Raw genomic sequence first — 25401 nt, 5'->3', positions numbered from 1 at the left:
AACAATATAAATAATACCCTCATTCGCAGTAGGTTAAAACAACTGCCAATTGAGCTTACATTAACATGTTAAAATGGGGGTTCGCTGCCTCCAATAATTCAGTTGTTTTATAGCGAAAAATTCAGTAAATTATAGTGAACATTTTTCCATTATCCTCCGCATAAACATCAATTGCTTCCCGCTACAGGCAACCACAATACTTTAAAAACATACACTATATGACAATGTCTATTGCCAACCCCGTAGTTTTTTTTGAGATCGGCTGTAAGGACCTGAGTAAAACGGCCTCTTTTTACTCCGATCTTTTTGGCTGGACGCCCACCGGCGTTCCCATGGCATCATTGATAAACACCAACTCCGTAGATGGTATTCAGGGCCAGATCACCTCAATGGGCCATGAACCAAACAATTATGTGCTATTCTATATTCAGGTTGACGACATTAACGATAGCCTGACGAAAATTATAGAAGCTGGCGGCAAAAAACTGTTTGGCCCGGTAATTCTTCCCAATAACAAACAATTCGCCTGGTTTACCGACCCCGAGGGCAACATGGTAGGTTTAGTGTCGCGATAGGTTCCGATTTATACAATTTCAGCCAGCGGGCGCCTGATAATTTCGTGTATCAACCTTTTGTATCTTTATCTACCGTCATGACCTACCATGAAATAAAACCAGGCAAGCCATTACAACCATACGTGAAATGCTATTTCGTGTATGAAGCTGATACTGCTGTAACGTTCGAAGACACGGTATTTCCGAGTGGCAGTACAGAGATCATCTTTAACCTGGGCAGTGGTAACTGGCATACACTTAACGGAGAAACATTTGTTACCACACCCCCTATTGAATTATGGGGTCAACTTGCCCGGCCACTTTCAATTAAGTCAACCGGCCGCAACATTATGCTGGGCATCCGGTTGCTGCCGCATGGCGCGGCTGCCATATTAAACGACAATATTAGTTTATTCAACAACCAGGTAAGCAGCTATAGCGACATTAACGGCAAAAACGTAAGCGGCTTACATAATCAACTGCTTGAAACCAGCTCGTGGAGCAAAAGGATAGCGCTGGTAGAAACATACTTACTGCAACAACTTTCGCTTTCAACCAAAAGGTTACCCAAACTGGCCGTTGTTAACAACCTCATGTATGCACTACGGCACCAGGATATACCGCTCACTATGGAAACCATGGCTGCCAGGTATGGTATTACAGCCCGGTATATGCAACAACTGTTTTTACAACATACAGGGCTTACCCCCAAATTATACAGCCAGATACACCGTTTTCAAAAAAGCCTGCAGCTGGTAACAACGGGTGACATTTCGTTAACATCCATTGCTTACGAATGCGGTTATGCCGATCAGTCACACTTTATAAAAGAATTCAAAACATTTACCGGTTATACCCCTTCGGCCTACACCCCAGCCATTTCACCGTTAACCCTGGCATTCAACCACACTACACAAGAACACACCGAAACAATTTAGTTCCGTTTTATACAATTTCCCGCCGCATAGCCCCACTAATTTTGTTCCTGCAAAGCATAACAGCAACGCATACATATTTCAAACACCATAAATAAATTTAAAATGGCTACTGCATTTCAACAATTCAAACAATTACATCAGTCAGGTTCATTATTTGTTTTACCAAACGCATGGAACGCTAAAAGCGCACAAATTCTTGAAAAGGAAAATTATGCTGCCATTGCCACTTCCAGTGCAGCTGTTGCCAATGCGCTGGGCTACCAGGATGGAGAAGACATGCCCTTTGAAGATTACCTGTTTATCATTAAAAGAATATTAGCCGTTGTAAAAATACCGCTTACGATAGATATGGAAATGGGCTATGGCAAAACAAACGAAGAAATTTATGCCAATTGCAGAACCTTGGCCAAACTGGGCGTTGCGGGCATTAATCTTGAAGATTCTACCATAATACCAACAGGCAGAACATTAAAAGACGCCAGCACCTTTGCGCAAACAATTGCATTTATAAAAACCAAACTGGCAGCCGAACAACTTGAACTGTTTATCAATGTTCGTTGCGATACCTATATTTTAAACATTGCCAATAAACAACAGGAAACAGCAAAGCGCCTGTCGTTATATGAAACTGCCGGCGCCGATGGCATTTTTTTACCACTTATTAGTGAACCGGCAGATATACAAGCGGCAGTAAAACATACAAAGCTTCCCATTAATGTAATGAGTATACCCAACCTGCCCCATCTTGATACTTTACAAAACCTGGGTGTAAAAAGGGTAAGCCTGGGCCCCTTCCTGTTCAATAAAGTATACGATAACATTGCCACATTGGCCAAAGCCATTACTGCGGCCAATGAGCTCACGCCCCTGTTTGCTTAATATTTCAGTCAATTTATTCATCATTAATAAAACAAACACCATGAACTTACCTACAAGAGCCCAGGATGCGCATGCCACCTTAGCCGCGGCTTTTAATACAGGAAATGTAGATACGGTTTTAAGCATGTACGATTTCAATGGCATTATTGTTCCGGAACCCGGTAAACCGGTTTCGGGCAGGGAACAATTTGAAGCAGCCATCAGGGTCATTTTATCGATAAAAGGTAAAATGGAGATCAAAACCGTGTACTGTTTGCAAACAGGCAACCTGGCAGTAGGCCGGTCGGAATGGAATATAACCGATGGCCAGGAGGTAAAAATCAGCGCCAAAGGTATTGAAGTAATGAAAGAACAGCCCGATGGCACCTGGAAAATTGTGATAGACCATGCTTTCGGAGCACTGGAGAATATGACCAGCTAAGCTGGAACCGGGTATAGCCATGAGAACAGGGGGACCTCGCCTTTAAGGCGAAGCCCCCTTATTTTTTATCCCCTGTATTTAACATTCGAACAACGTTTAGGGTATTTGTAATACCTAAATATTCGTATATTTAAGTAACACTTATTGTCTCCTGGATTGTAATACTTGTTATGGTATAGTAACATTAGAATGGCCATAACTTCTTTCAGCATCTTTATTTAATAGCATTGTTCGCATTTATTGGAAGTTTAAAAACTTAAAACTGATTTATTATGGTTATAGATGCACATGTTCGTTTTTGGAAATATGAAGCCCCGGCAGACTGGATCAACAAGGATATGAGAGTTCTTCACAAAGACTATCTTCCTGAACACCTGGAATTAGCAGAAAAAAGAAATCATATTGACGGACTGGTAGCTATTCAGGCCCGGAAAACGGAGCTGGAGACCTGGTTTATGGTTGAAATAGCTAAAACTCACCCCGAGATAAAAGGCTTTATCGGCTGGATAGACCTTAAAGACCCATTGGTAAAGCAAAAACTGGAACATTTTTCACAATTCCCAATAATAAGAGGCTGGTGTTATTCAGCAGGCGAAGATGAGAATGGTGATATATTTCTTGACGAAGAATGGCAAAGAGGGCTGAGTTATTTGGAGAAATATAAATACACATACGACTTACAAATGAATCCCCGGCAATGGTCTGCAGCAGCTGCGCTGGTTGAAAAGTTCCCTTACCAAAGGTTTGTAGTAGATCATTGTGCGCGACCCGATATTAAACACAATCATATTGAAGACTGGAAAAGCTGGATAAAAGATTTTGCCAGCCATCAGAATGTGTGGTGTAAACTATCGGGTTTGCTTACCGAAGCAGCCTGGCGCTTATGGCATGCCAGTGATTTTTACCCCTACCTCGATGTGGTGTTTGATGCATTTGGCCCCAACCGCCTGATCTTTGGCAGCGACTGGCCTTCGATGCTGTTATCGGGAAATTATGTACAATGGAAAAGCCTGGTAAAAAAATACATGGAAGACAGGTATACAGTTGAAGACCGGGAAAATGTATTTGGGGTAAATGCCGTTCGCTTTTACAGATTGAACATCGCAGACCAGCAACAATAAAATTTTATACATAGAAGTTTATTGATAAAAGACTTTTCCAATACGAAAAGTCTTTTTCTATTTCAGACCACCACGCATTTCGTTATCCCTTATCGACATTTCAGGTTTCGCAAAAGTTGACGTATCCGGTTTAAGGTTTTTAGCTGTAGCCCGCATTTTAATTTGCTACCCTAACACTATTTCAATGCAAAAGAAACAATCATTCGGTCATCGTATTTTATTTGCCGTCATTTTGTTAATAACACTCTCCCTGGTAAGCTGTCACAAAAACCTTTACAAACGGCATCGGGCGGCCTGCAATGAGAATATACAGGTTAACAAGGACCATCCTATGAAGGATTCTATTCAGAAGATCATTAATAAATATATAGCACAGGGCATTCCGGGAATACAGGTAGTTGTAAAGAACAACCAGGGCTGGTATTTCACCAGCGGTGGTTATTCGAATACAGAACAACAGGAAAGTTTTAAATCCTGTACGCCGGGTTGGTTGTTTAGTTTAACCAAGACCTATACCGCCGCTTTAATAATGCGTTATAAAGAAAAAGGGCTTATTAACCCCGACAAGGTTATTTCTACCTACCTCACAGCTGAGGTATTGGCCAATATTGAAAACCCTGAAAAGATAACGGTACGCATGTTAATGAACCATAGTTCGGGCCTGGTGAACTTTACAGGGCTTCCGGAATTTCAGATGGACCAGTTTAACCACCCTTATGATCAGCCAACGCCTATGCAGGCTATAAAGTACGTACATGGCAAGGCGTTGGAATTTGAACCGGGCACAGACTATTTGTACAGCAATACCAATTATCTGTTGCTTTATTTTATACTGGAAAAGACAGGTCGCAAAAAGTATGAGCAGCTTGTAAAGGAAGAGATCGTACAACCGCTACATCTTGAGCATACCTGGTGTGTACTATCGCAAACGGCCATTGACAAATTAGGTTTTCCCAACTATTATTTTGACAGAAAGGGAAATAGCCAGCTGGAAAACGGCACACAATGGAATAATCATTTGGCCAATGCCAGTTATGGTTATGGGAATATAGCTGCCTCTGCAAAAGATGTGATCTTATTTTATGAGGCATTGCAACAGGGTAAAGTAGTAAATACCACTTCACTAAAGGAAATGAAAACCTGGGTACAGGGCAGGGAATCTACACAGCCCGATTATGGGCTTGGGCTTGAATACTTTCAATATGCACCTGGCAGTGAACCACAATTTGGGCATGAAGGAGATGGCGTTGGAAATTCGGTGCAGCTGTTGTACATCCCGGCCAACAATACTTACCTGTACACTCAGTGTAATGTTGGCCGGCAAATACCCGGGCCTTATCTATTTAAAATAACAGATATGAAAAATGAGTTATGTAGATATGTAGCGAGATGGAAATACATAAAGGACGGGGGAACAAAAAATTGATCTTATATTGCCAGTTTGTTAAACGATCGATCTTTTTTTTCATTAAAACACTACAGATCTGAAACATTTTCTTTTTTGCACAGCATTAGTTGCTGCATTGAGCGCAGGCGCCAGGCCTAAATTGCCTCTGGTATTTGGCGATCATATGGTTTTGCAACGCAATAAACCGGTACCTGTTTGGGGTAAGGCAACGGCAGGTGCTCCGGTAAAAGTGATCTTTGGTAAACAGGTAAAAGAAGGCGTAGCCGGTGCAGATGGCTCTTTTCAACTCTCGCTCGATGCCATGCCTGCAGACAGCATTGGACAATCGTTATTTGTAATTAGTGAAGATACCGTTGTATACAAAGATGTATTGGTAGGCGAAGTTTGGCTTTGTTCGGGACAAAGCAATATGGAATATACCATGAACAGAAGCGGCCATTGGTATAATGCGAAACGATCGCAGGGTTTAGATTCGATACAGGTGACCAAAGAAAACAATCCATCCATACGGCTTTTTCTTGTGCATCGCGATCTTAACAAACCCGGTGATAGAAATAAAGGCTGGCAAAGGGCTGAAAATCCCTGGGTAGGTCAATTTTCCGCAGCCGGTTATTATTATGCAAAAGAATTGCAATCGCGTTTGCATGTACCTGTAGGTATGATTGCCGCCTCCATGCCCGGCTCGGCTATTGAGCCCTGGTTACCGGCACGTTCTACCACACCAAAAACCGATACATCAAAATCAACAGAAGAAACGGCCGGGAAATTTTTCACCGGTCTTATTCAACCCTTAGCCCCATACGCATTAAGCGGTTTCCTTTGGTACCAGGGTGAAACCAATTGTATGTTGAACCAGCGGGAAGAATATACGCAGAGTATGTTGTTGCTCATTAACAGCTGGCGAGGGCTTTGGAATAATAGCAACCTTCCTTTTTATTACGTGCAGATTGCCCCTTACTACTATAGTGGTTACAAAGGTAAAGTCAAACTCAATGATCGCAGCCTGGCTTACTTTCGCGCGGCCCAGGATAAAGTGCTTACGTTAACAAAGAACACTGCCCGTATAATTACCACCGACCTGGTTGATAAAGTGGAAGACCTTCACCCTGCTTACAAATGGGAAATTGGAAAACGGCTGGCCTGGCTGGCGCTCGACCGCACCTATCATATAAAGCAGGTATCGGAAGGTCCGCGTATTGCAGGTGTAAGTTTTAACAACCATGTGGCCCGTGTAAATTTCGTGAATGCTCATTTAGGACTGATAGCACATGACAGCAGCAAGGTAACAGGTTTTGAACTGGCGGGAGCAGATGGCAGGTTTTACCCTGCTACTGGAATAATTAAGGATAATAAGTATATTCAGGTAAGCGCAGCTGAAGTACCCAGGCCAAAGGCGTTACGATTTGCCTGGAAAGAAGATGCACAACCCAATCTTTATAATAAGGCCGGCTTACCGGCAGAGCCCTATCAAACAAATGTTCCTGAAGGTACTAATTGATAAAATAGAGGCCCGCAATTTAGATGGAAGATAGTAGCAAGTTTTGTTGAAAAAAATGCCGTTCAGGAAATATTGGATAAAAGCGGGTCGACCGTTTAAAAATAATCCCCTGACGTTTACTCATTAGCCAAGAGAAAGATCATTCTTTTTGTAAAACTCTTCAATGCCTTCGGTATCGTTCAGCTTGCGCACATGAGGCATTGATTTGGCCAGGTTCGCTTTGGCTATTTGAGCTATTGCAAGCAGGATATCTGCGGGTGGATTGGAACCGTATGTACTTTGCACCTGCTCTAATAAGATGCGCATTTCCAACATGGCCCAGCGTTGCTCTTCTATGCTATTGTGAATAGTGTTCATTTGAGTTGGGATCAAGTTTATGCCTCAATTTACTTCGTTTGAAATTGAGCCAGCCCAAATGTTTCACGGTTTTTAGTTCCGTATTTTTACGGGTACGGGGTGAGATAGGGATATTTTTGGAGATATAAGTTGAAATGCAGCTATTATAAGATAAGAAATTACCATTATAAGTTCTTTTATGGCGCTATAATCACAATTTGGGCTTTTCTAAACCAAAACCCTGACATCATAAATTAATATGCAGGGATTATAGCATACAATCACCCGGTTATAGCATCATTTTCCTGCTATTAAGCTTAAACCCGGTTATAATAATGATTATTTGACCGTTATAAAGCTACAATCGGGAATTTAAAATAAACTTTTCCCAAAATAACCCTCATGATCGCAACAAAATTCTTACTATAGGTAATACTAAACTTAGTATTATAAAAACAGGCTTAATAATGGCAATCAAACGGGTTGTTGCTATGGTCATAAGCTTAGTGACTATGATCATAAACTTAGTAACTCCGATAATAAGCTTTATCACTTCGATCATAAGCTTAGTTGCTACGATCATTAACTTATGGTATGTGATAATTAATCTAATTTTTCTATTCCATAACCTAATAATCGCTAAAAACAAACTAAGTGTTGCCGATTTAATACTAAATGCTACACATTTAATACCAAGTGTTCTCGTTTATACGATAACCAGGCTCCATTTTAATCTAACTTTTACGAAAAATGATCTATAGCAGATGAAAAACAAATTACAAGCGAAAATTTAAAGCTAATTGGGGCAAAATAACTATTAATTACTGCCAGACCTACAGCAACTTTAATCCGTAATGTCCAACCATTGTAAATACAATACAACGGGTAATAACACCAATGCAGCACCAGGTAACCAGCTTTTTGATATTTGCATTTAACCCAATACCCACAGCCAGACTTATTGGTGCGCCAACAGACATTGTTCCTATAAAACCCAGTCCAATTATGCCATACTTATTCCATAAACGAAGCATCATAGGATGCTTTTTTTCTGCGGCATCTTTAGTAGGCTTCTTCTTGTGAAAAAACGCCCTGATCTTATCGCCTAAAAAAGCTGCGACAAAAGTTCCAATTAAACCACCCGTAATGCTTGCGAAGAAAATTGTCCATGGTGATAAACCGAAGGCAAATCCGGCGGGAATGGCTGCATAGATCTCAAAAGTGGCAAGGCCGGCAACGGTAAGTGCTTTTAGTAACATATCTTGATAGTAAAACCCGATTTTTCGATTAATAATTAACGTAGGAGCCATCCTTAATATTCCAGCACCTGTTTACGTAATGCAATATTAGCCAATCTTCTGACGTGGAAAAGATTTAATGGAGCCTATTTGCCGGTCTTTAGTGTTTAATTCTTAACCTTTACCTTAGATGTTTAAGAACTGTTAATAAAGTCAGGAAAATTTGTAATATATGAACGAAAGGTTGAAAGAAATAACAGTCAATGGAGCCAGTTATTCATTCCATTTTGAGAAAGAAGCAAATACATGGCTGGTTCTTGAAAATATTTCGCTGATAGGCACCTATGACGTTGACCTGAAAATTGAAGTAGAACATACTGGCGAAGCGATAAACTGGAACGAAATAACCGGCTTTATTGATTTTATCACCGGGAGCAGCAAGCAGGTAAATGAACAGCTGGACGATGCAAAATTTGTTTTGGAGACATTTTTTAAGGCCACACATAAAAAGTATTATTCTGACGCATTTTTAAAGGATGTTATTTTTGAACCATCCGGAATTACATATAAGGGTTGTTACAAAGCAGGCGATCAGAAAAATGTTTTCGGGTACTCGTTTTTATATTTCCCTTATTACGCACACTGGGGTGAAGATTTAGGCTCCAGTTCATGGGAAGTAAACTTCAGGGGCGATCAGCTCTTAAACGTACAATATAATCTACAGTAAGGCTCATTAAAGACAGGTTTCAATTAAAATAAAATTATGAAGGAAGAAATAATGGAATTGTCAGTTAACGACACCCTACATAAATTTTTCTTTGATGGGCAGTTAAATAAGTGGCGGAGCACGGACAATAAGTTCCTGGTGCCTGACCATTCAATTGACCTGGTGATTGATGTGGCCGAAAAGAACAATGCTATAGACTGGAAAGGCGTGACTGATCTGATTATTTTTTTAAACTTTACAAGCCATATGACAGGTAATAATGTAGAAAATTGCAGATCTGTGCTTTGGGCATTTTTCAAGGTGAAAAATAAAAAGGTTTACGAGAATGATTTCTTTCAGAATATTGTTTTTAACCTTTCATCTATTCACTTCAATGGCAGCAAAAAACATACGCTATTTTATGATTATTATTTTTACCCATTGCATTCAAAAGGTCAAAAACCAGAGCCGGGTAAAGTTATTTATAAAGCCAATTTTAGAGATAGATATTTTTTAGGGGTTTCGTGTGATGAAACTACTAACGGAACTCAGTTTAAAGGAGAGCGTTAATTATTAGGATATGGAATTATATACACCAAGGAAATTAAGGGGAAGCTGGCATTTTGATAGTAAAAAATATGGTTATGACTATGACATAGCACCGTATCCAGAGATTGTGTCAGATCTAAAAAAAGTGTTGTTTATTCTAATAGAATCTAAGATGTTGCTTCCAAGATCTTTGGAAGGCAAGAACGAAGAACTGAAATATAATAATGTAGACGAGTTGGTTACTTTAATTGAGGCAGATAATTTTCTGCACAACTGTTTTGATTTTGGGATAAAAGGAGATACAATTATCTATACAGAACAGGGCGAAGAAATTCATTCTGATATATTTTGTTTAGATGGTTTTCGGACATTCCAGCAATCTTTTGCATTATCAACAAAGTCTGACATTTGGCTACCTATGTCTTTTGATGAAGATAGCTATTCATTTGTTTGGAATTTGGAGCGATATAACTTAAACCATTACAGAGTTCCATCTGTGCTAAAAAAGATAAATGATATTTTAGGCTGGGAAAATAAATATCTATTGGCCAAAGAATATAACGAAAGAGGATGTTTCCAGAGAGGGTACGATTTCTTTCTATCTCAACGAGTGATAACAAGAGAGTACAACGATAATCCTAATCCTGCTTTTAATATAAAAGAGTATTTATTAAAGCTAGAAGGAATAAAGCAAAAGGTATGAGCGATACCCTTCATCCATTTGTATGAATATTTTCTTTTGGGTTAGGTTTTGTAAGCCATAAAATGGTGAAGGATGTGATCAATAAAGAAAAAATCAAGGCTATTACAACTTCTATCAACAGCCAAAGAATCTGCTTAATAAAAAATCCGTCCAGGACAAATCCGATCAGTCTTGCCATAATAATACCAAAGGTCAATGTTGCCAATATTGCCCATGTTGTTGGTCCCCATTGGCCCCAGCGCTGAAAGACAGTTAGGAAAATACCAAACCCGATAAGTAGGCCCCACTTGACCCTGCTTTCTATCATCTCATAACCGGTATATTGGGACGCGGATGGACTTACCAGGTCGGGCTTGAACGACAATACAATGCCGGCAGCAATTATGATTAGACCTGAAGCTTTAAGTGTTAAATTCATTGCATTACCAATGGTTTCCTAAGGATCGATCAGTATTCCAGTAAGTAAATCTTGTTATTGGCGTAATTCCAAATCGTTTTAAATTGCGAAAAGAAACGATAACCCAAATTCATCAGGTTCGGTTCGCTTATCGCAAGCTCTCTTCTTATGACCTGCGTTCCTTTCAAAGAAGAGAGTTCTACACCTTTTAAGGTAAATTTATATTTTCCGTCAATGATCAGATTCTTTACGGTCAATATTGTATCGCCTCCGCTGTCAATACCGGAAATTCGAACAAAACCACGCCCTTTCAATATCTTGCCGGATGGTTCATCCAATTGCAGCAAACCATTCTGGCCCGTGTCAAAGGCCCCTAAAACACTGATCCCTTCTATCGATAGTTTGACCATCGGGTGATTCGGCAATTTTCTGTTCTCAAAACTGATAACCGCCAATACCTTCTCGCCCTTGAGGAAATCCTTGTGTTTGTTCCTTTCAGCAGAGCTTTTATAGAAGGTGACCTTTCTGTGGATATAGTCCAGCTTAAAAAGATAGCCGGTAAAGAAATCATGGCCTACGTAGCCAAGGCAATCAGGCGTTATATATTTTTCCAGAAAATCATAGTTTCCACTGCTGATGTTTTCAAGATTTCGATAGATAATACCGTTTGTGAATGTGACTTCCTTGATGGTATCATTTGTATTGGTCGTGAAGCCATGCCCGCTGCCGGTGATACCGGTACTTTTCGTTTTTTTGTCGGGGAGATTGATCAAATTATCATTTAGCGATATTGATGTCCCGTAGCCTGTATCGAACATAAATTTGCCGCTTACACCGTTTACGGATCCTGTAATGAACGGATATCCGTTTATTAGTATCAATGGAAAGACAATAGAATCCCCATGTAGTATAGGTTTTTTTTCAAAGATCTGGGCGCTCGCCCGGATCCCAAAACCTATCATTGAAAGTATGAGCGACAAATAGGCTAAGTGAAAAGATGTCATATAAATTAAAGATAGGTCTTTTCTTTTTTCTAATGATAGTGGCTTCGGCTATCTCACCAACGACAAGCGCTACACCATTCATGGAGCCTGCTCTATGTCGACTGCAGCAAAACGCAACCGACGGATCACTGGAGCTCAATGCCGATGATTTTTTTTTAGCTGGACGACTTCGCAGCAGCAATCTGCAGATCCGGATCATACGGCCGGCCGGGATAAAGCGATACTCGCCTGAATCGTTAGCGTCGTTATTTTTTACCATATGGTAAATGTTTGCCCTGAAATTATTGTGATCTTTATTGTATGCAAGAACTCCTTGATTATTTACAGCAATTCGGTACACTGAATGAACAGCAGGCGCAACTGGTGACCAGCAAAGCCAACCTTCTCGAACTTCCGAAAGAGGCTTACTTCTCCGAAGCAGGCAAAGTGCCAAAGCAGGTCGGCTTCATTCTGGAAGGCGTACTTCGGTTTTGCTATTACAATAATAAAGGTCAGGAGGTCACCCACTATTTTGTCGGCGAAGGCCAGTTCATCACGGATTTTCCAAGATTCGAGGCGCAGATCATTTCGGCTGAATACATACAGACCGTCACCGATTGCAAACTACTCGTATTTACGAGGAAAGACTGGGACGAACTGCTGGCGACGATCGTGACCTGGGAGGCCATAGAGACCAAAATGGTAAAAAAATGCCTGAACGAATCCATATCGAGACGCAGTCCGATGGTATCCAACGATGCTACCGAGCGTTATTTATCATTCCTTGAAAGCTTTCCCACTCTGGTCACCCGCATCCCGCTGGCCTACGTCGCTTCCTATGTCGGCGTTACCCAGCAATCGCTCAGCAGGATCAGAAAAAATCTGCGTTAGCTCATTTTTTACCATATGATAAACAGTTACGAGTAAAAGATTCCAACATTTGTATAAATGGTAAAAAATGAGTAAAAAAGTCGTACTGATCACAGGTACCAACAGCGGGTTCGGCTGGCTGACGGCTCAAAGTGTCGCAGCCCTGGGGCATAAGGTCTATGCCACCATGAGAGATACAGCAGGTAAAAATGCGGAAAAGGCACAGGCCTTGTCCCGGGTGGAGAATGTTACCGTCGTGGACCTTGAGGTGACCGATGAAGCAAGTGTCAAAAAAGCTTTCGACAGCATTATCGCCGCGGAAGGAAAGGTCGATGTTCTGGTGAACAATGCGGGAGCAAGTATGTTCGGCGTAGGAGAAACGTCCACCCCCGCCGATCTGCAGCGCATGCTGGACATCAACGTAATCGGCCCGTGGCGACTGATGAAACTGGCCCTGCCCGGGATGCGTGAACGGTCTGACGGTCTGATCATCAACGTGACCAGCGGTTTTGGACGGGTCAGCTTCCCGTTCTTTACCATGTATTGTGCTTCAAAGTTCAGCCTGGAAGGGCTGAGTGAGGGCCTTTATTACGAGCTCAGGCCCTTAGGCGTTGATGTGGTCATTCTTGAACCAGGTGGCTTTCCCACCGAAATGGGTTCAAAAGTACAGACGGGTACTGACATCGCAGTCGCCGAAGGCTACAAAGCGCTTGACGATTATCCCGGAAAAATATTTAGCGCCATCGGCCAGCTTTTTGAGACCCATAAGCCGGACCCACAGGATATCGCCGACGCGGTGGTCGAACTGATCGGCGCGCCGAAGGGTGAGCGACCGGTAAGAACCGTGGTCGACCCGACCACCGGGCAGTTCATCGGCGCCATCAACGAAGGCACGCAGATTGAATTCAACAAGACCATGGAAGCCTACGGACTCAGGGAGATGTTAGCTTAAGCCGTTTATCATCACTGGTCTTGATCCTTTTCTGATCCCCGGTGCTCGTCCGATACGAACACCGGGGTTGCATATCCACAACGACCTGCGGTATAAATTGTAACAAGGTCAAATTCGTAGCAAACGTGTGACAAGCGACGTGTGTAGTCAGCACCTTCGCAATGTCGCAAATAGCAGCGAGCTCTTTAAGTCAGTCGTTGTATTTTGATGTTTTCGATTTCCTGCGTCGTTGCTCTATCCAGAGACAACCATCGATACCAACGGTATGTTCTGCCGACTAACTCCTAATTGTAACTGAAGTAGTTTTAGATACAATTTTGTATCTGTATGTCAACATATTTATTGACCAGCACTTTAGTCAACCTGCCTGACTTGGATTTAGTAGTTTTTGAATATCGTCCCACAGAAAATAAAGCCTTGAACGTATTTTGTAAGGTTTGAGCTTTTCAAGCTTGATGCACTTTAGTAAAAGCATGGGCAATGCACTATTGGGGCGCCTACTTGGGTATGTCATCACAAATTGTGATGACATACTTTTCTGTGAACTCTCCATCTGCATTCTTAAACTTTCCCTTTCGTCTCTTGTTAGTTGAAACATAAAATCGGCGGGAAAACGCTTTCCATTCCGCTTAACAGACTGGTTAAATATTCTTGTTTCTACATCGTAAAGGGCTGCCAGATCCCTGTCAAGCATCACCCTTTCGCCTCTTATTTCATAAATTCTATATTGAATACTTTGAATTATTTCCATTTTATTATATTAATGGTTAATGTCTTTCTTTAAAACAATTGTAGTATCGGTTTGTACCAACCGCATCCCATCCCTCTTTATCCACAACTCCTTTATTTTATTAGCTGCCTCTTCCGGTGAAATGCGGATGTACTTGTAAAAGTCTTTCGTTCGCTTATGGCCGCTGATCTTCATGATCAGTTCTACCGGTGTACCAGCCAGGAATTCATTAGTGCAGAAAGATCGGCGGGCAGTATGCGAAGTTATCCAGTCATATTTGGGCTTGATGACCTCTATGTTTTTGTTTCCCTTTTTGTAGGAGAATTTAATAGAGCGGTTCAATCCAGCTAGTTTACCAATGGTTTTAATATGGCGGTTAAATTCTGGATTGGTTAGCGCTGGTATCTTTTCTTTGAACTGCCGCGTGAAGATGTGTTTTGCTTCTTCACGTAAAGGTATGATCACCCAGTGATCTGATTTCCCCTGCTTCTTATATAGCATATACCGTTGCAAATCTTCGGGCTTTAACGAGAGAAATCGGAGAAGCGTAAGCCGGTTAAACAACCCAACACAAACAGGTCGCGGTATTCGATGAGATGAGCATGAGCAGAGAGATCAGTTTGATAAATGGCTATTATTTCCTGATGACTTAAATAAATAGCATCGCATTCTTCTTCGGGTATTTTGAAATCGGTAAGATCAATGGGTGTAATGATCTTTCTTTTCACCCGGTCTTTTATAAAACCGCGCAGGTGTTTGATGGTTTTACCAATGGTGTTCAGCTTTAACCCAGTTAATACTTCCTGGCGACGCATATGCACATGCTCAAAGGTGAGGTAGTCAATAAAGTCGTGGTAGAAGTTAAAATCGAAACTGGCGAAGCTGATCTTCTCCTTCCGGTACTTTTCAAATGCCTGTAGATGGCCCTTAACGTTTGAATAAACTGTCAATGTAGCTTTACTTACTTTTCTTTCTTTGCTTTCTTTGGCTTTAATGTACTCGTCAAACTGATAATAAATATCCTGCTTGGCTTCCTTCTTTGCCATTTCCTGTTTAGCGACAGTAACAATGCGTTCATCGAGGACGCTTAAATCGAGTGTTGGAGAAAACGCCTTCTTTACAAATGCCCCCTTATCGGCAATTTGTTTTCTGGTCGCTTCAGCAACCAAGTCTTCGACTAATCTTTTTTGTCGATGTAATTCATCATTCAATTTTACCGGACTACCATACTCAGGCGGTAGCTGTAGCGATACTCGTAATTGTTTGGGATGCCAGTACTGTGGTGGGATGTAAATGCCGGTGTTTAATAGTGTACGTTTCGTTGCACTAAAACAGTACTGTAAAAAAAATCGGTGCAGTTCCGTCTTTTCGAATTCTTTTTGCTCTGCAAATTGGCTTGATCGGTAACAACATTTTTTGGTCGATTTAACAATGTGTCTACCTGAATTAAAAGGTCGGAAGAATAAAAGCGCCGCGCTGTTATGAAAGACTGAAAATCAGGCCGGCTGGAAGTAAAGTGGTATAAAATGCAAAAAGGATCACCATTGCTGATGATCCTCTTTTGCGGACCGGACGGGAATCCATATCCGAAATGCAGTATATTGAAAATGAAGCGTATAATCGTTGGGGTTTCAACGCTTCCTCGACGAATCCTGATTTTTTCAAAAAACTTACATGTCTTTACATCTCTTGACATGACTTGATAAAGATAAACAAATTAGCGCGGTTCTCAATTAATTAAGCCCCCAATTTATACAATAGAGACTAAAATCGAAGTCTGGAAGTGATCACAGGAAATTGATGATAATACAAGCCGATAATTAGACTACGGAAATAGTAGTGGCTTAATTGACTCGTAAATTGGGGATGCTATTACATTTGCAAAACATTAATCCCAACATCTTTGATCAAGCTTCCAATATTTCCCAATTGTTCTGCAGGAGACTTTGAGCGTCCAAGTTGTTTTCGTGCATAATCAATTTCAGTTTGAAAATCGGCTTGAAAAGCTGAATCTACCTTTTTAATATCTTTTTCTAGTTGAGTTAAAAGCTCTAAAATTGCTTCCGAATTCCCTCCCATAACCAAGTGCTGGTTTGATTGAGAAGATGCTTGTTGCAATTGAACAGGTGAATGGATATTGCCTAATGTTATAGAATTGATCTGAACTGGAATCGACGACGGGTTGTTTTCTAAGTGTCCTAAATACATGATACCCTTTTGAGTAATGTGAAATTGTAAGTGTAAATTCCAAATTTGTTGCAGCCTCGAAGAAATTCCTGGAAGAAGGAGTGACCAAAAAGCAAGTGGCATCGAAGTGTTTTTATCATTCTCAAAGTTCGTTTGCCGATGCGTTCAAGGTGGAGTTTAAAATGACACCATCTCAATGACAGTCTTCATATGCAATGAAACGGTTATGAATGTTACATTTTTCGATAATAATTCAACAATTATCTACAACATTCTTACAAAAATCAACAACAAGGCGATGTAACTTGCATGTAGAATGAATGATGCTCCGGACAATTGCCACCGGAAGATTGCAAAAGCTGGTTAAGGCACATCATACGATTTATTCCTAATCATCTGACAATGTAATTCAACAATATCAACTTTCAGGTTAACTATCTGCAAAGTCCAAATAGCTATAAGAAACTACTATACTTTCTACCGAAGAGTAGATGAAGATTCTATCCTTTATAGGATAAGGTTTCCGCCGGTACGCGCTGATTATCTAATTAGATTCAAGACGGATCTTATTATTTCTGATGATGAATACGTTTTTTTATACTTGCTTGGAAAAGTATCTAAGGGTGTGATATCGCATTTTTTTCGTAACCATGCATGGATTTATCCCCCTGTTCTTTTTAGCTTACACCAATACGTTGTTAGATCAGATTAAACGTAATTCATATAAAAAATACATGTCGGGAGATTCAATAATAGTGCATCGCATACTAACATACTAACATACTAGCTACATTTAAAGAAAAATGGGCATCTAATATTGTATAATGAATAGATGGATAGTTTTTGTAAAATTTAGATTGTAGCTAACAAAACAATCAATATTATGAAAAGAGCAAAAGTAATTTTGACATCGCTTGTTGTACTTGCAGTTGTTGGCGGCGCATTGGCATTTAAAGCCAAAAACCCATTATATTGTCTCTATAATACAAATGTTCCAGGTGGAGCAGTTACTTGTCCCAAAGTTGAAACCATTGAAAGTACTCAACCTGGGGTTAACGTAAAATGGGCAACCATCAGGCCGATTATAAATTGTCCTACTGCAGTTCCTACATCAAATTGTACATTTACTTTCAACATATTTAAAGACGGGCCATAGTTCTAAGTTATGAAGATTTTACTCAATGTTCGGATTATGAATTGTGTTAATCTGGCGATGTTGTCATCGGATCACAGAGCCACGTTTTCTTGCACAACCTTCATTGTTGCTTAAGAGAGATCTGATGCAGGAAAATGAGGATGGAGAACTTTCTCCAGTTGAACTTGCGATACAAATGGGGATAAGCAGTTAAAGAGATTTAAATAAACTAAATGATTTTTATAACAACTGAGCCAGCATATAAAGGTTCAGTTGTTTATTCCATTCCATCATTCCCGTTTACCTTTAAAATAGGCTACCAATACCATAGCATGTCCATGACCGCGATCATAATCTTCTTTCACCCATTTTATGATCTCCTGCTTTTGTTTCTTCGGTCAAAGCATCTTTCTTTACGAATCCTTTCTTTTTAGCTAGCTTTTTGAACTGATTGGCGAAATTACCACTTTTCGTTTGATATTGTCCAGATATGCTTGAAATGATTACTCTTTAATATTTAAATGTTTTGACAAGTCAAAGCTGCGGATATTACATCGACGTTCAGATGTGCAAATGTGACTATTACAGGGGTAAATATGCCATAAGTCGTTTTAAGCAATAACTGTAAACGCCCGGGAGTCTGTGCAAAAACTAAGTAATATGCGAGTTTATAAATTTCCTGACAATTCAGGTAGTGCGTATTTAGTACAGTGTATACAGATGCAGTTATTTGTGAAATTAACATTGGTGGGGAACCGGTAGCAATTTTTTGTTGAGTGATTTATCACGAAAATCCTTGTATTTGGCAAGGATGCTTGCAACGACTGGAAACATGGGCACTCGTTCTGAAATATTAGTCTTTTGTCGATTTTTGATTAACCAATCTTTGCCGTCTATGTCAATATGAAGATCATCGCTTGTTAAGTTTACAACATCAACATAAGCAAACCCCGTATAGCAGCTAAATAAAAATATATCGCGCACTACTGCAAGCCGTTGTATTGAGATTTCTTTTGATTGCAAAACTTGAAGTTCTTGCGCAGTTAGGTGTGGCACTTTGGGATCGATGTGCTTAACCTTATACCGAAAAAACGGATCGTTATCCAACCATTCTTTATCTACACAATCGCGAACAATTTTCTTTAGGTTTTTGACCATTTTGGCAGATGAATTTACACCCATTCCATTTTCAGCTTGTAGATAATAAACAAAGTGTGCGGCAAACGGAAGCTTTAAATCTTTTAATAGTATATCACTGCCAGTGTTGCGCCACGCAAGAAAGTTGGCAAGGTGTTTTTCCATTGTTTGGTATTTCGTAAGCGTTGATTTTTTATAAATACCTTTAATTACCTGCTTTTCCAAGTCAAGGATATTTAAACGAACTGCCCCCAGAAGTGTACGTAAATTTCGATCCTGGCCAAACCATTTTTCGCGAAGTGTTTGGACACTAAACATGCGCCCTTCCTTTTCAATGCGTTCTTTATAGTCATACACTTGTCTGCGAATTTCATCAAGGGCCATATTTGTTTGACTGACAGAATCAGCATTGCCTTTGACTTTCCCAGCAACAGGCAGCCATAGTGAAGGATCACAATGTTGGTGCGTAGCTATTTCGAAACGTTTTCCATTAATGACCACACGCAGGTAAATGGGAAGTAATTGGTGATGGGTAAGTCTGGCTTTTTTACCGATAAAATAGACAGCCATTTTTGTTGCCATAATTAAGTCTCCTTTCTTGTCACGGGCAGGTGGTTCCTGCCTACAGATAAAGCAGCATAAACTTTACCAAACTAATGGAAGCTAAACATTTATATATTTTGGGATACCAAGAAAAAAAATAATTTATGCCTCCTGGCAAGCACCCTGTTATTTTATTCAAATGAAAAATTCCAGAGTATAAATGATTGATTAGAAATTAATAACAAAATGGAAGAAAATAGTAGCAGACCTAAGAAATGAACCTAAACGACAAAACCCTCTGAAACAGAGGGTTTTAGATGACTTATTAAAGCGGACCGGACGGCGTCTAGCCAAATATATACAATTTGAAGAAGTATTGTCAAAAATTAACGAATACTCGTAGATTTTTGGCTTGGCATTCCGCCTTACTTACAAATGTGACGAACTTAGGAGGAAAAGCCGCAAAAAAAACTTATAATGACAGTATATTTGAGAAACCCAACCCTACATGCGTTTTATTATTGCACTATTCTTTCCATTTACTGTAATTGCTCAAGATCTAACGTTAGATTCGCTAAAGCCTTATTCTTACCATTTATTTGGCGTTGCAGTGGATGGCGATGGTTCCGCCCAAATGCACGGCGGCTCTTGTTTTTTCATTCGGGCAGGAGATTCATTATTCCTGGTTACGGCTAAACATGTGCTCTCAGGATGTTCCAATAGCAACGCAGATGAAAACTTTCCCACATCGATGCTGTTAGCAGTCTCTCAGGAGAGTGTTTACCCTTTGCTTTTGGTAAACATAGCACCATATCGTGCAACGAAACCTTGCCTACCTGGATGGGAGGAGCCGGACTGTGTCATTGTGCCAATATCGTCACCATACGCCAAAAACCTGCGATCCGTGGAACACATGTTACTACCACCGTTCCGAAAAGTGATCAGGACAAGCATAATTGGATTCCCGGGAATTCAAAATATTTCCGAGGATACGTTGAAAGCGCTTCGGCCAACAGTGCTGGATTTTCGACAAAACGAATTCCAATTTGTTCGTGCGATGGGTGACACAATCCGACGCTTGGAGGACACAATCAATTATTGCATGGAAACGAATATTGAGGGTGGCTCCACTCTTGGTGGATTTTCAGGCTCGCCATTTTATGTACTAGACGAATTAAGCCGCAGATGGAGAGTTGCTGGCATATTAGTCGGGAGTAGATCCTCGCAAAATGGCAAATCTCCCATTTATTCGGTTAAAATTGATTACGCATTAGCAGAAATAGAACGAATACTTGCCAATCAGAAACACTAGACGATTCGAGCGTTTTTGTTGCTATGCAAGAATCTCTACAGACTCTTTTATATTGCCAACCACAAGATTAGTTTTGCCAATGAATACAAACGAGAATATCACTTTATCAAAGATTACTGTGCGGCTGCGCCATGGAATTTCAAAAGAACTGATAGGCACAGGGATTATATACTCTAACAGCAACCTCCTTGACACTATCTACATCCTTACTGCTGCCCACAATCTTTACGATGAACCCGACTCCTTTACAAATCTTATTAACGATCTGGAAATTGATATTTTAAACCCTAATATAAACCGCTATCAAACTCTTTCGTACTCTACATCGACTGCACTAATAAATCCCGACAAGGATAATGATATTGCCATCTTGTTGCTGGACAGGGCACAAGTAGAAAATATTTTAGGTAAAGTTCCTTCCGTGCAGATATTAAAATCACGGGAAGCCACCAATACTTTTATCATCAAAGGATTTCCCGCAGCTGCCCTTGGGCAGGAATTAGTCACTATACATCCAGTATGGAAACAGCACATGACCGCCGTTGATAAGTTTCAGCTTGAAATGCGTGAGGACTATGACGACTGGAGCATGAACGGCTTCTCGGGCAGCGGCGCGTTTCTTCAGACAGACAATCAGGCTTATCTGTTTGGCTTATTTACTCGCTATCGGGAAGAAGGAAGGGGAAGAATTATTTATTGTCAGTATATTGCTGCTTTTAACGATCTGCTCAATGGTCATCACAGACCACTGCTTACCTTCACCTTTTTTGGTGACTACGGCTTAAGTACGCATTTTTTTGCTCAACATATTTCCGTTGCTGTTAATAATCTTGGTCCACGTTTTAACAGGGAACTTAACTTCAGACTGCCTATTGCGCACATCTTCAATGACCTGGCAAAAGATAATCTGTTTAAAAAACGTCTGCTAATTGCCTTCGATCGGTGGCTAATCGGCCGCAACTTTTCTTACTACCGTACCGATCATGCAGAAATGGTCGATATCGAGGAACAGTACCTTAAATTAAGGGAAAAGACAGTTGCTTTTGTGGAAACCCTAGGCTGGAGTCCAGAGCAATCTATAATTATTGATCCCATCGTAACTGATTTTTTAACTTTCAACCAGCAACTCGATGAGAAAAGGTCATCATTATTTGATTTACAATATGCTGAAATGGCCAAACAAACGCCACAAGAAAAAAAACATTATTCCTACCGCCCCCCTTACGATGAGCAGATAGCAAGAGTAAGAGAAATTATAAAAAACAATAACTTATTGCTAAATGACCTTAGTAAAATCAACATCAAGCTTTCCAATAACAAATGCATTGTGATTTCCGGTGAAGCTGGTTGCGGTAAGTCACACTTACTGGGTGATGTAGCCACCCGACGGATTGCTGAAAATAAACCAACAATATTATTGCTGGGCCAACTGTTTAAAAACACCAATGATGTTTGGCGCCAGCTGTTATCTCAACTCCATTTGACATGCACTAAAGAACAATTGCTCACTAGTCTTAATAATATTGGCAAACAGATAGGATCTCGCTGTCTCATACTGATTGACGCACTTAACGAAGGCGCGGGAAAAGCGTTATGGTCTGATGAACTGGCCGGTTTTATCGAAGAAGTTAAGCGGTATCCTTACATTGGATTGGTCACGACGGTAAGAACAACTTACGTGAAGTCGACGATCCCTCCGCAGGTGCGGGAAAATCCTTCTATTGTGCAGCTTACACATGAAGGCTTCAGGGGTAACGAGTATGAAGCACTGCGCCGTTTCTGTGAATATTTCAAATTGCACCAACCTAACTTCCCGATACTGGCGCCCGAATTTGCTAACCCGCTTTTTTTACAGCTCATATGTGTTGGCGTAAGTGGTAGTGGACAAAAGACTTTTCCCCAAGGCTTCCATGGCATCATCGACCTGTTTTCTTATTATCAAAGAGCCATATCGATGAAACTCTCCAAGAAAAGAGAAGAGTATGAACTTGTGCCCAACTTATTACAACAGGCCGTCGATGCAGTCGCTGAAGTCTTTTTAGAACGTGAGAACGGTTGGATGATCACTCTCCAAGAAGCTATTGAGTTGTTTGACACCCGCTTTCCCAGATACAAATTTATTCTGAACGACCTAATTCACGAAAACGTATTCATACAAAGCTCGTACAAGGATAGTAAAAATGAAGATGATTTGGAGGTGTTATATTTCAGCTATGAAAGATTCGCAGACTTTTTTATCGCCTTACGATTGTTGGAACCCTTGAAAGATCAAGTGGAAGTTAGAGCCGCTTTCAAACAAGATCAGCGGTTAGGTAAATTGTTGGAGCGTGCGTCTTGGTATAATCAGGGTTTGCTTGAAGCAATGGCCGTTTTGTTGCCAGAAAAATTCAAACTAGAAATTGTGGAAGTGTATGACTGGGCTTTTTCGGCAGAAGACGACAGACTCATTGGTAATATAGACGATTGGTTAAACCATTTTCTCCTCGATAGCTTAAAATGGCGCACCTTACAAAGTATTGACAACGATAAGTTGACCGATTGGGTGAACGGAGACCATTTCAATATTGACTACCATACTTTCTATAACAGGCTAATCGAACTTACTACCATACCGGAGCACCCATTTAATAGCGACCGTTTTTTCGCGATTCTTGAGAGCTCTGATATGCCTGAAAGGGACGCCCAATGGCAGATTTTTTTTCGATATTATTCGCATAATGCGGATGACGGAGGTGCCTTTCCACTCAGACGACTGATCGACTGGGCATGGCAACCGGGAATATCAAATATCGTTGATGCAGAAACGGCGAGATTAACGGGGCAAACCCTTGCTTGGGTTTTATCCTCGACCAATTGCAATCTACGGGATGAGACTACTAAAGCCATGGTGAATCTACTACAGGAACAACCAGTAGCGTTGTTGGATATACTTAACAAATTTGAGAATATTGATGATCTGTACATTGCTGAAAGATTAATGGCTGTAGCGTACGGGTGCATGCTGAGAACAAAAGAAGCATCTGCGATAGCCTCGGTCGCCCAGTATATTTATGATACCGTTTTCAAAGACCGCATTCCACCTGAACATGTGCTGTTGAGGGATTATGCCAGGAATGTGGTTGAGTTTGCTCTCTATAAAAAAGCAGATATAAAAATTGACGTGAAATGTATACGTCCACCGTATGGAAGTATAATGCTATCAGACTTTCCCACCCTAGAAGAAATGAAGAACTATGAAATTGACAACGAAAGCGCTGAGTTCAAAGAGAATCATGGCCGCCTGTTCAATTTTATCAAATTTGATATTTTAAGGTGGGACTTCGGAGAAAAAACGGTCGATTATGCTTTTAGTGGTTTCAGCCCGATCAGCTTCAGGGCTGACGAAGAGTATAAAACTTTTCTGAAAACATTGAAGCCGAAGCAACGCGCACAACTCAAATTATTTGAATCGTTAACAAAAACTAAATCACAAATACAATCGCGAAAACATTCTATTGGTCGAGAAGTGGCTGACTTGTTGAAAGCTGGTGTTGAAAAGAACCTCGCTCAAATACCTGCCATTTTAGAGTTAATTCTCACAACCGAACAATATAAATATGTGACAGAAAAAGTCATTCCTTATATAATCAACAAAGTTCAGCATTGGCACCGTGGCGCTTTCGATACCGAACCTATCAAGAGGTGGATGGTGAAACGGGTACATGAGATGGGATACAGTCTTACTAATCACACAACATATGATTTTCAGGTAGACGAACTACGATACCATGGAAGGGAAAAAATTACAACCATTGGAAAAAAATACCAATGGATAGCCTTCCACCAGGCATTCGCGATAGTTGCAGATAATTATAAAATGTGCGTTGATACGTACAGAGGAAAGAAGTTTAAATTTTATGAAGGTCCTTGGCAGCAAAATTTGCGAGATATTAATCCTTCTTTTATTACAAAGAAAGACGATTATGATACTGAAGAGGACGAATTGATAGAAGCTGAACAATCACCATGGTGGGCATTTGAGCCTTATCATTATTGGAATAATGGTGGAGACGCTTGGCCGACGATTATACAGGATTTGCCAGATCCACGTTTTGTAATCGAAAGAAAAGACGATTCAGAAGAAATATGGGTATATCTGAACACAATGGCAAAATGGGAAGAGCCAAAGCCCGTGGGAAAAGATAAATACTCGCGGGATGGAAAAGACATCTGGTACTTATGCCAAGCCTATATTATACGTGAACGAGATAAGGTCAAATTCCACAAATGGCTTGCTGAACAAAATTTCAAGGGCCGGTGGATGCCGGAAAGTCATTCGGCAAACCTGAGTTTATTCAACCGTGAAAATTATTGGTCACCTGCTTATAAGAGTGAAGGCGAAGAAAAATGGAAAGTACTGGAAGATTCCGGAGTAAAAATAATGGTAGCGAGTTCTGAGGCTGTTGGTGAGCTAAGTGAAGATAAGTCCGGTGCACACGTCCGTTATGAAATGCCGTGTCAGTTGTTGTTTGAAGGAATGCAACTGCAGTATGGCGACACTGATGGTGAAATATATGATAAGCAGGGCATATTGGTTGCATTTTTTACCGATCAAAAAGGATTACTAATACGCAAGAAAAATCTTGGACAGTTTTTGCAGGAGCAAGGTTATGAAATATTTTGGACAGTTTTGGGAGAGAAGAGAAGCCTACTCCGGGATGACAATCAATTTGGTAATTTTTATTCTACAATCTCTGGTTATTACTATCTGGATATCGACAAGATTACTGGCGTATTTAATATTATAACATCAGACGATTAACCT

General features: G+C 40.5%; 26 protein-coding genes. 16 read left to right on the top strand and 10 right to left on the bottom strand.

From position 1 onward, the window contains the following. The first annotated feature begins 218 nt into the window (after window positions 1-218). The 7 genes from GGD38_RS31430 to GGD38_RS31400 all read left to right on the top strand — a co-directional run bounded on the left by GGD38_RS31430 (window position 219) and on the right by GGD38_RS31400 (window position 6819). Window positions 219-575, top strand: a complete 357-nt coding sequence (locus GGD38_RS31430) for a VOC family protein (protein ID WP_375303280.1) — start codon at window positions 219-221, stop codon at window positions 573-575. 77 nt (window positions 576-652) lie between these two features. After that, window positions 653-1492: a helix-turn-helix domain-containing protein gene (locus tag GGD38_RS31425; protein ID WP_375303281.1), complete on the top strand. Its 840-nt coding sequence runs from the start codon at window positions 653-655 to the stop codon at window positions 1490-1492. A 102-nt stretch (window positions 1493-1594) separates the two neighbouring features. Further along, window positions 1595-2371, top strand: coding sequence for an isocitrate lyase/phosphoenolpyruvate mutase family protein (locus tag GGD38_RS31420; protein ID WP_375303282.1), 777 nt, complete (start codon window positions 1595-1597; stop codon window positions 2369-2371). Window positions 2372-2411: 40 nt separating this feature from the next. Next, entirely contained in the window at window positions 2412-2792 is a 381-nt protein-coding gene (locus GGD38_RS31415; protein WP_375303283.1) for a YybH family protein, read from the top strand. Window positions 2793-3064: 272 nt separating this feature from the next. Beyond that, complete coding sequence (locus GGD38_RS31410) at window positions 3065-3913, top strand: amidohydrolase family protein (protein WP_375303284.1); 849 nt, start codon at window positions 3065-3067, stop codon at window positions 3911-3913. A 184-nt stretch (window positions 3914-4097) separates the two neighbouring features. Continuing rightward, window positions 4098-5339: a serine hydrolase domain-containing protein gene (locus GGD38_RS31405; RefSeq protein WP_375303285.1), complete on the top strand. Its 1242-nt coding sequence runs from the start codon at window positions 4098-4100 to the stop codon at window positions 5337-5339. A 145-nt stretch (window positions 5340-5484) separates the two neighbouring features. Further along, on the top strand, window positions 5485-6819 hold the full coding sequence (locus GGD38_RS31400) for a sialate O-acetylesterase (protein ID WP_375303286.1): 1335 nt from the start codon (window positions 5485-5487) through the stop codon (window positions 6817-6819). A 123-nt stretch (window positions 6820-6942) separates the two neighbouring features. Here GGD38_RS31400 and GGD38_RS31395 read toward each other — a convergent pair whose 3' ends face one another. Both GGD38_RS31395 and GGD38_RS31390 read right to left on the bottom strand, forming a co-directional pair. Beyond that, on the bottom strand, window positions 6943-7176 hold the full coding sequence (locus GGD38_RS31395; RefSeq protein WP_375303287.1) for a hypothetical protein: 234 nt from the start codon (window positions 7174-7176) through the stop codon (window positions 6943-6945). Window positions 7177-7988: 812 nt separating this feature from the next. Beyond that, window positions 7989-8414 (bottom strand): small multi-drug export protein, encoded by a 426-nt coding sequence (locus GGD38_RS31390; RefSeq protein WP_375303288.1) that lies wholly within the window; start codon window positions 8412-8414, stop codon window positions 7989-7991. 211 nt (window positions 8415-8625) lie between these two features. Here GGD38_RS31390 and GGD38_RS31385 point away from each other — a divergent pair, with 211 nt between their 5' ends. From GGD38_RS31385 to GGD38_RS31375, 3 genes are read left to right on the top strand one after another with little or no spacing between them, the layout of a single operon-like run. Beyond that, window positions 8626-9120, top strand: coding sequence for a hypothetical protein (locus GGD38_RS31385; protein WP_375303289.1), 495 nt, complete (start codon window positions 8626-8628; stop codon window positions 9118-9120). Window positions 9121-9156: 36 nt separating this feature from the next. Then, window positions 9157-9669, top strand: coding sequence for a hypothetical protein (locus GGD38_RS31380; RefSeq protein ID WP_375303290.1), 513 nt, complete (start codon window positions 9157-9159; stop codon window positions 9667-9669). A 10-nt stretch (window positions 9670-9679) separates the two neighbouring features. Continuing rightward, a complete protein-coding gene (locus GGD38_RS31375; RefSeq protein WP_375303291.1) occupies window positions 9680-10351 on the top strand; it encodes a hypothetical protein in 672 nt (223 codons plus the stop codon). A 10-nt stretch (window positions 10352-10361) separates the two neighbouring features. Here the strand turns inward: GGD38_RS31375 and GGD38_RS31370 are convergent, their stop codons facing one another. Together GGD38_RS31370 and GGD38_RS31365 are read right to left on the bottom strand one after the other, a co-directional pair. Continuing rightward, on the bottom strand, window positions 10362-10769 hold the full coding sequence (locus GGD38_RS31370) for a DUF4345 family protein (RefSeq protein WP_375303292.1): 408 nt from the start codon (window positions 10767-10769) through the stop codon (window positions 10362-10364). A 29-nt stretch (window positions 10770-10798) separates the two neighbouring features. After that, window positions 10799-11752, bottom strand: coding sequence for a hypothetical protein (locus GGD38_RS31365; RefSeq protein ID WP_375303293.1), 954 nt, complete (start codon window positions 11750-11752; stop codon window positions 10799-10801). On the opposite strand from GGD38_RS31365, the gene GGD38_RS31360 reads away from it, so the two are divergent. From GGD38_RS31360 to GGD38_RS31350, 3 genes are all read left to right on the top strand, one after another. Beyond that, window positions 11746-12018 carry a hypothetical protein gene (locus tag GGD38_RS31360; RefSeq protein WP_375303926.1) on the top strand — a complete coding sequence of 91 codons (273 nt, stop codon included), beginning with the start codon at window positions 11746-11748 and terminating at the stop codon, window positions 12016-12018. The two genes, GGD38_RS31365 and GGD38_RS31360, sit on opposite strands and share 7 nt — an antisense overlap. A gap of 34 nt (window positions 12019-12052) precedes the next feature. Continuing rightward, complete coding sequence (locus GGD38_RS31355) at window positions 12053-12622, top strand: Crp/Fnr family transcriptional regulator (protein WP_375303294.1); 570 nt, start codon at window positions 12053-12055, stop codon at window positions 12620-12622. A gap of 67 nt (window positions 12623-12689) precedes the next feature. Continuing rightward, window positions 12690-13553, top strand: a complete 864-nt coding sequence (locus GGD38_RS31350; protein WP_375303295.1) for an SDR family oxidoreductase — start codon at window positions 12690-12692, stop codon at window positions 13551-13553. A 358-nt stretch (window positions 13554-13911) separates the two neighbouring features. On the opposite strand, the gene GGD38_RS31345 is transcribed toward GGD38_RS31350, so the two are convergent. The 4 genes from GGD38_RS31345 to GGD38_RS31330 form a co-directional block, all read right to left on the bottom strand. After that, entirely contained in the window at window positions 13912-14304 is a 393-nt protein-coding gene (locus GGD38_RS31345) for an ORF6N domain-containing protein (protein ID WP_375303296.1), read from the bottom strand. 9 nt (window positions 14305-14313) lie between these two features. Next, entirely contained in the window at window positions 14314-14784 is a 471-nt protein-coding gene (locus GGD38_RS31340) for a hypothetical protein (RefSeq protein ID WP_375303297.1), read from the bottom strand. Between the two features lie 23 nt (window positions 14785-14807). After that, window positions 14808-15452 (bottom strand): site-specific integrase, encoded by a 645-nt coding sequence (locus tag GGD38_RS31335; RefSeq protein ID WP_375303298.1) that lies wholly within the window; start codon window positions 15450-15452, stop codon window positions 14808-14810. Window positions 15453-16155: 703 nt separating this feature from the next. Then, window positions 16156-16593 (bottom strand): hypothetical protein, encoded by a 438-nt coding sequence (locus GGD38_RS31330; protein ID WP_375303299.1) that lies wholly within the window; start codon window positions 16591-16593, stop codon window positions 16156-16158. A 760-nt stretch (window positions 16594-17353) separates the two neighbouring features. Between GGD38_RS31330 and GGD38_RS31325 the strand changes: the two genes are divergently transcribed. Further along, complete coding sequence (locus GGD38_RS31325) at window positions 17354-17626, top strand: hypothetical protein (protein ID WP_375303300.1); 273 nt, start codon at window positions 17354-17356, stop codon at window positions 17624-17626. A 269-nt stretch (window positions 17627-17895) separates the two neighbouring features. Here GGD38_RS31325 and GGD38_RS31320 read toward each other — a convergent pair whose 3' ends face one another. Both GGD38_RS31320 and GGD38_RS31315 read right to left on the bottom strand, forming a co-directional pair. After that, window positions 17896-17979, bottom strand: a complete 84-nt coding sequence (locus tag GGD38_RS31320; RefSeq protein WP_375303928.1) for a DUF4287 domain-containing protein — start codon at window positions 17977-17979, stop codon at window positions 17896-17898. A gap of 364 nt (window positions 17980-18343) precedes the next feature. After that, complete coding sequence (locus tag GGD38_RS31315) at window positions 18344-19324, bottom strand: phage integrase SAM-like domain-containing protein (protein WP_375303301.1); 981 nt, start codon at window positions 19322-19324, stop codon at window positions 18344-18346. Between the two features lie 469 nt (window positions 19325-19793). On the opposite strand from GGD38_RS31315, the gene GGD38_RS31310 reads away from it, so the two are divergent. Together GGD38_RS31310 and avs2 are read left to right on the top strand one after the other, a co-directional pair. Then, window positions 19794-20597: a hypothetical protein gene (locus GGD38_RS31310; protein WP_375303302.1), complete on the top strand. Its 804-nt coding sequence runs from the start codon at window positions 19794-19796 to the stop codon at window positions 20595-20597. A 79-nt stretch (window positions 20598-20676) separates the two neighbouring features. Next, complete coding sequence (gene avs2, locus GGD38_RS31305; protein ID WP_375303303.1) at window positions 20677-25398, top strand: AVAST type 2 anti-phage system protein Avs2; 4722 nt, start codon at window positions 20677-20679, stop codon at window positions 25396-25398. Window positions 25399-25401 lie beyond the last annotated feature (3 nt).

The organism is Niastella sp. OAS944, from assembly GCA_024809215.1.
GTDB lineage: Bacteria > Bacteroidota > Bacteroidia > Chitinophagales > Chitinophagaceae > Niastella.
Note: the sequence above shows the minus strand (reverse complement) of the source record. Positions and strands in the feature narration are given on the sequence as shown.

Bases quoted from the DNA above. Each gene is read 5' to 3' on its own strand.
- GGD38_RS31430 (WP_375303280.1), top strand. From the start codon at position 219: ATGACAATGTCTATTGCCAACCCCGTAGTTTTTTTTGAGATCGGCTGT.
- GGD38_RS31425 (WP_375303281.1), top strand. From the start codon at position 653: ATGACCTACCATGAAATAAAACCAGGCAAGCCATTACAACCATACGTG.
- GGD38_RS31420 (WP_375303282.1), top strand. From the start codon at position 1,595: ATGGCTACTGCATTTCAACAATTCAAACAATTACATCAGTCAGGTTCA.
- GGD38_RS31415 (WP_375303283.1), top strand. From the start codon at position 2,412: ATGAACTTACCTACAAGAGCCCAGGATGCGCATGCCACCTTAGCCGCG.
- GGD38_RS31410 (WP_375303284.1), top strand. From the start codon at position 3,065: ATGGTTATAGATGCACATGTTCGTTTTTGGAAATATGAAGCCCCGGCA.
- GGD38_RS31405 (WP_375303285.1), top strand. From the start codon at position 4,098: ATGCAAAAGAAACAATCATTCGGTCATCGTATTTTATTTGCCGTCATT.
- GGD38_RS31400 (WP_375303286.1), top strand. From the start codon at position 5,485: ATGGTTTTGCAACGCAATAAACCGGTACCTGTTTGGGGTAAGGCAACG.
- GGD38_RS31395 (WP_375303287.1), bottom strand. From the start codon at position 7,176: ATGAACACTATTCACAATAGCATAGAAGAGCAACGCTGGGCCATGTTG.
- GGD38_RS31390 (WP_375303288.1), bottom strand. From the start codon at position 8,414: ATGTTACTAAAAGCACTTACCGTTGCCGGCCTTGCCACTTTTGAGATC.
- GGD38_RS31385 (WP_375303289.1), top strand. From the start codon at position 8,626: ATGAACGAAAGGTTGAAAGAAATAACAGTCAATGGAGCCAGTTATTCA.
- GGD38_RS31380 (WP_375303290.1), top strand. From the start codon at position 9,157: ATGAAGGAAGAAATAATGGAATTGTCAGTTAACGACACCCTACATAAA.
- GGD38_RS31375 (WP_375303291.1), top strand. From the start codon at position 9,680: ATGGAATTATATACACCAAGGAAATTAAGGGGAAGCTGGCATTTTGAT.
- GGD38_RS31370 (WP_375303292.1), bottom strand. From the start codon at position 10,769: ATGAATTTAACACTTAAAGCTTCAGGTCTAATCATAATTGCTGCCGGC.
- GGD38_RS31360 (WP_375303926.1), top strand. From the start codon at position 11,746: ATGTCATATAAATTAAAGATAGGTCTTTTCTTTTTTCTAATGATAGTG.
- GGD38_RS31365 (WP_375303293.1), bottom strand. From the start codon at position 11,752: ATGACATCTTTTCACTTAGCCTATTTGTCGCTCATACTTTCAATGATA.
- GGD38_RS31355 (WP_375303294.1), top strand. From the start codon at position 12,053: ATGCAAGAACTCCTTGATTATTTACAGCAATTCGGTACACTGAATGAA.
- GGD38_RS31350 (WP_375303295.1), top strand. From the start codon at position 12,690: ATGAGTAAAAAAGTCGTACTGATCACAGGTACCAACAGCGGGTTCGGC.
- GGD38_RS31345 (WP_375303296.1), bottom strand. From the start codon at position 14,304: ATGGAAATAATTCAAAGTATTCAATATAGAATTTATGAAATAAGAGGC.
- GGD38_RS31340 (WP_375303297.1), bottom strand. From the start codon at position 14,784: ATGCTATATAAGAAGCAGGGGAAATCAGATCACTGGGTGATCATACCT.
- GGD38_RS31330 (WP_375303299.1), bottom strand. From the start codon at position 16,593: ATGCCACTTGCTTTTTGGTCACTCCTTCTTCCAGGAATTTCTTCGAGG.
- GGD38_RS31325 (WP_375303300.1), top strand. From the start codon at position 17,354: ATGAAAAGAGCAAAAGTAATTTTGACATCGCTTGTTGTACTTGCAGTT.
- GGD38_RS31315 (WP_375303301.1), bottom strand. From the start codon at position 19,324: ATGGCAACAAAAATGGCTGTCTATTTTATCGGTAAAAAAGCCAGACTT.
- GGD38_RS31310 (WP_375303302.1), top strand. From the start codon at position 19,794: ATGCGTTTTATTATTGCACTATTCTTTCCATTTACTGTAATTGCTCAA.
- avs2 (WP_375303303.1), top strand. From the start codon at position 20,677: ATGAATACAAACGAGAATATCACTTTATCAAAGATTACTGTGCGGCTG.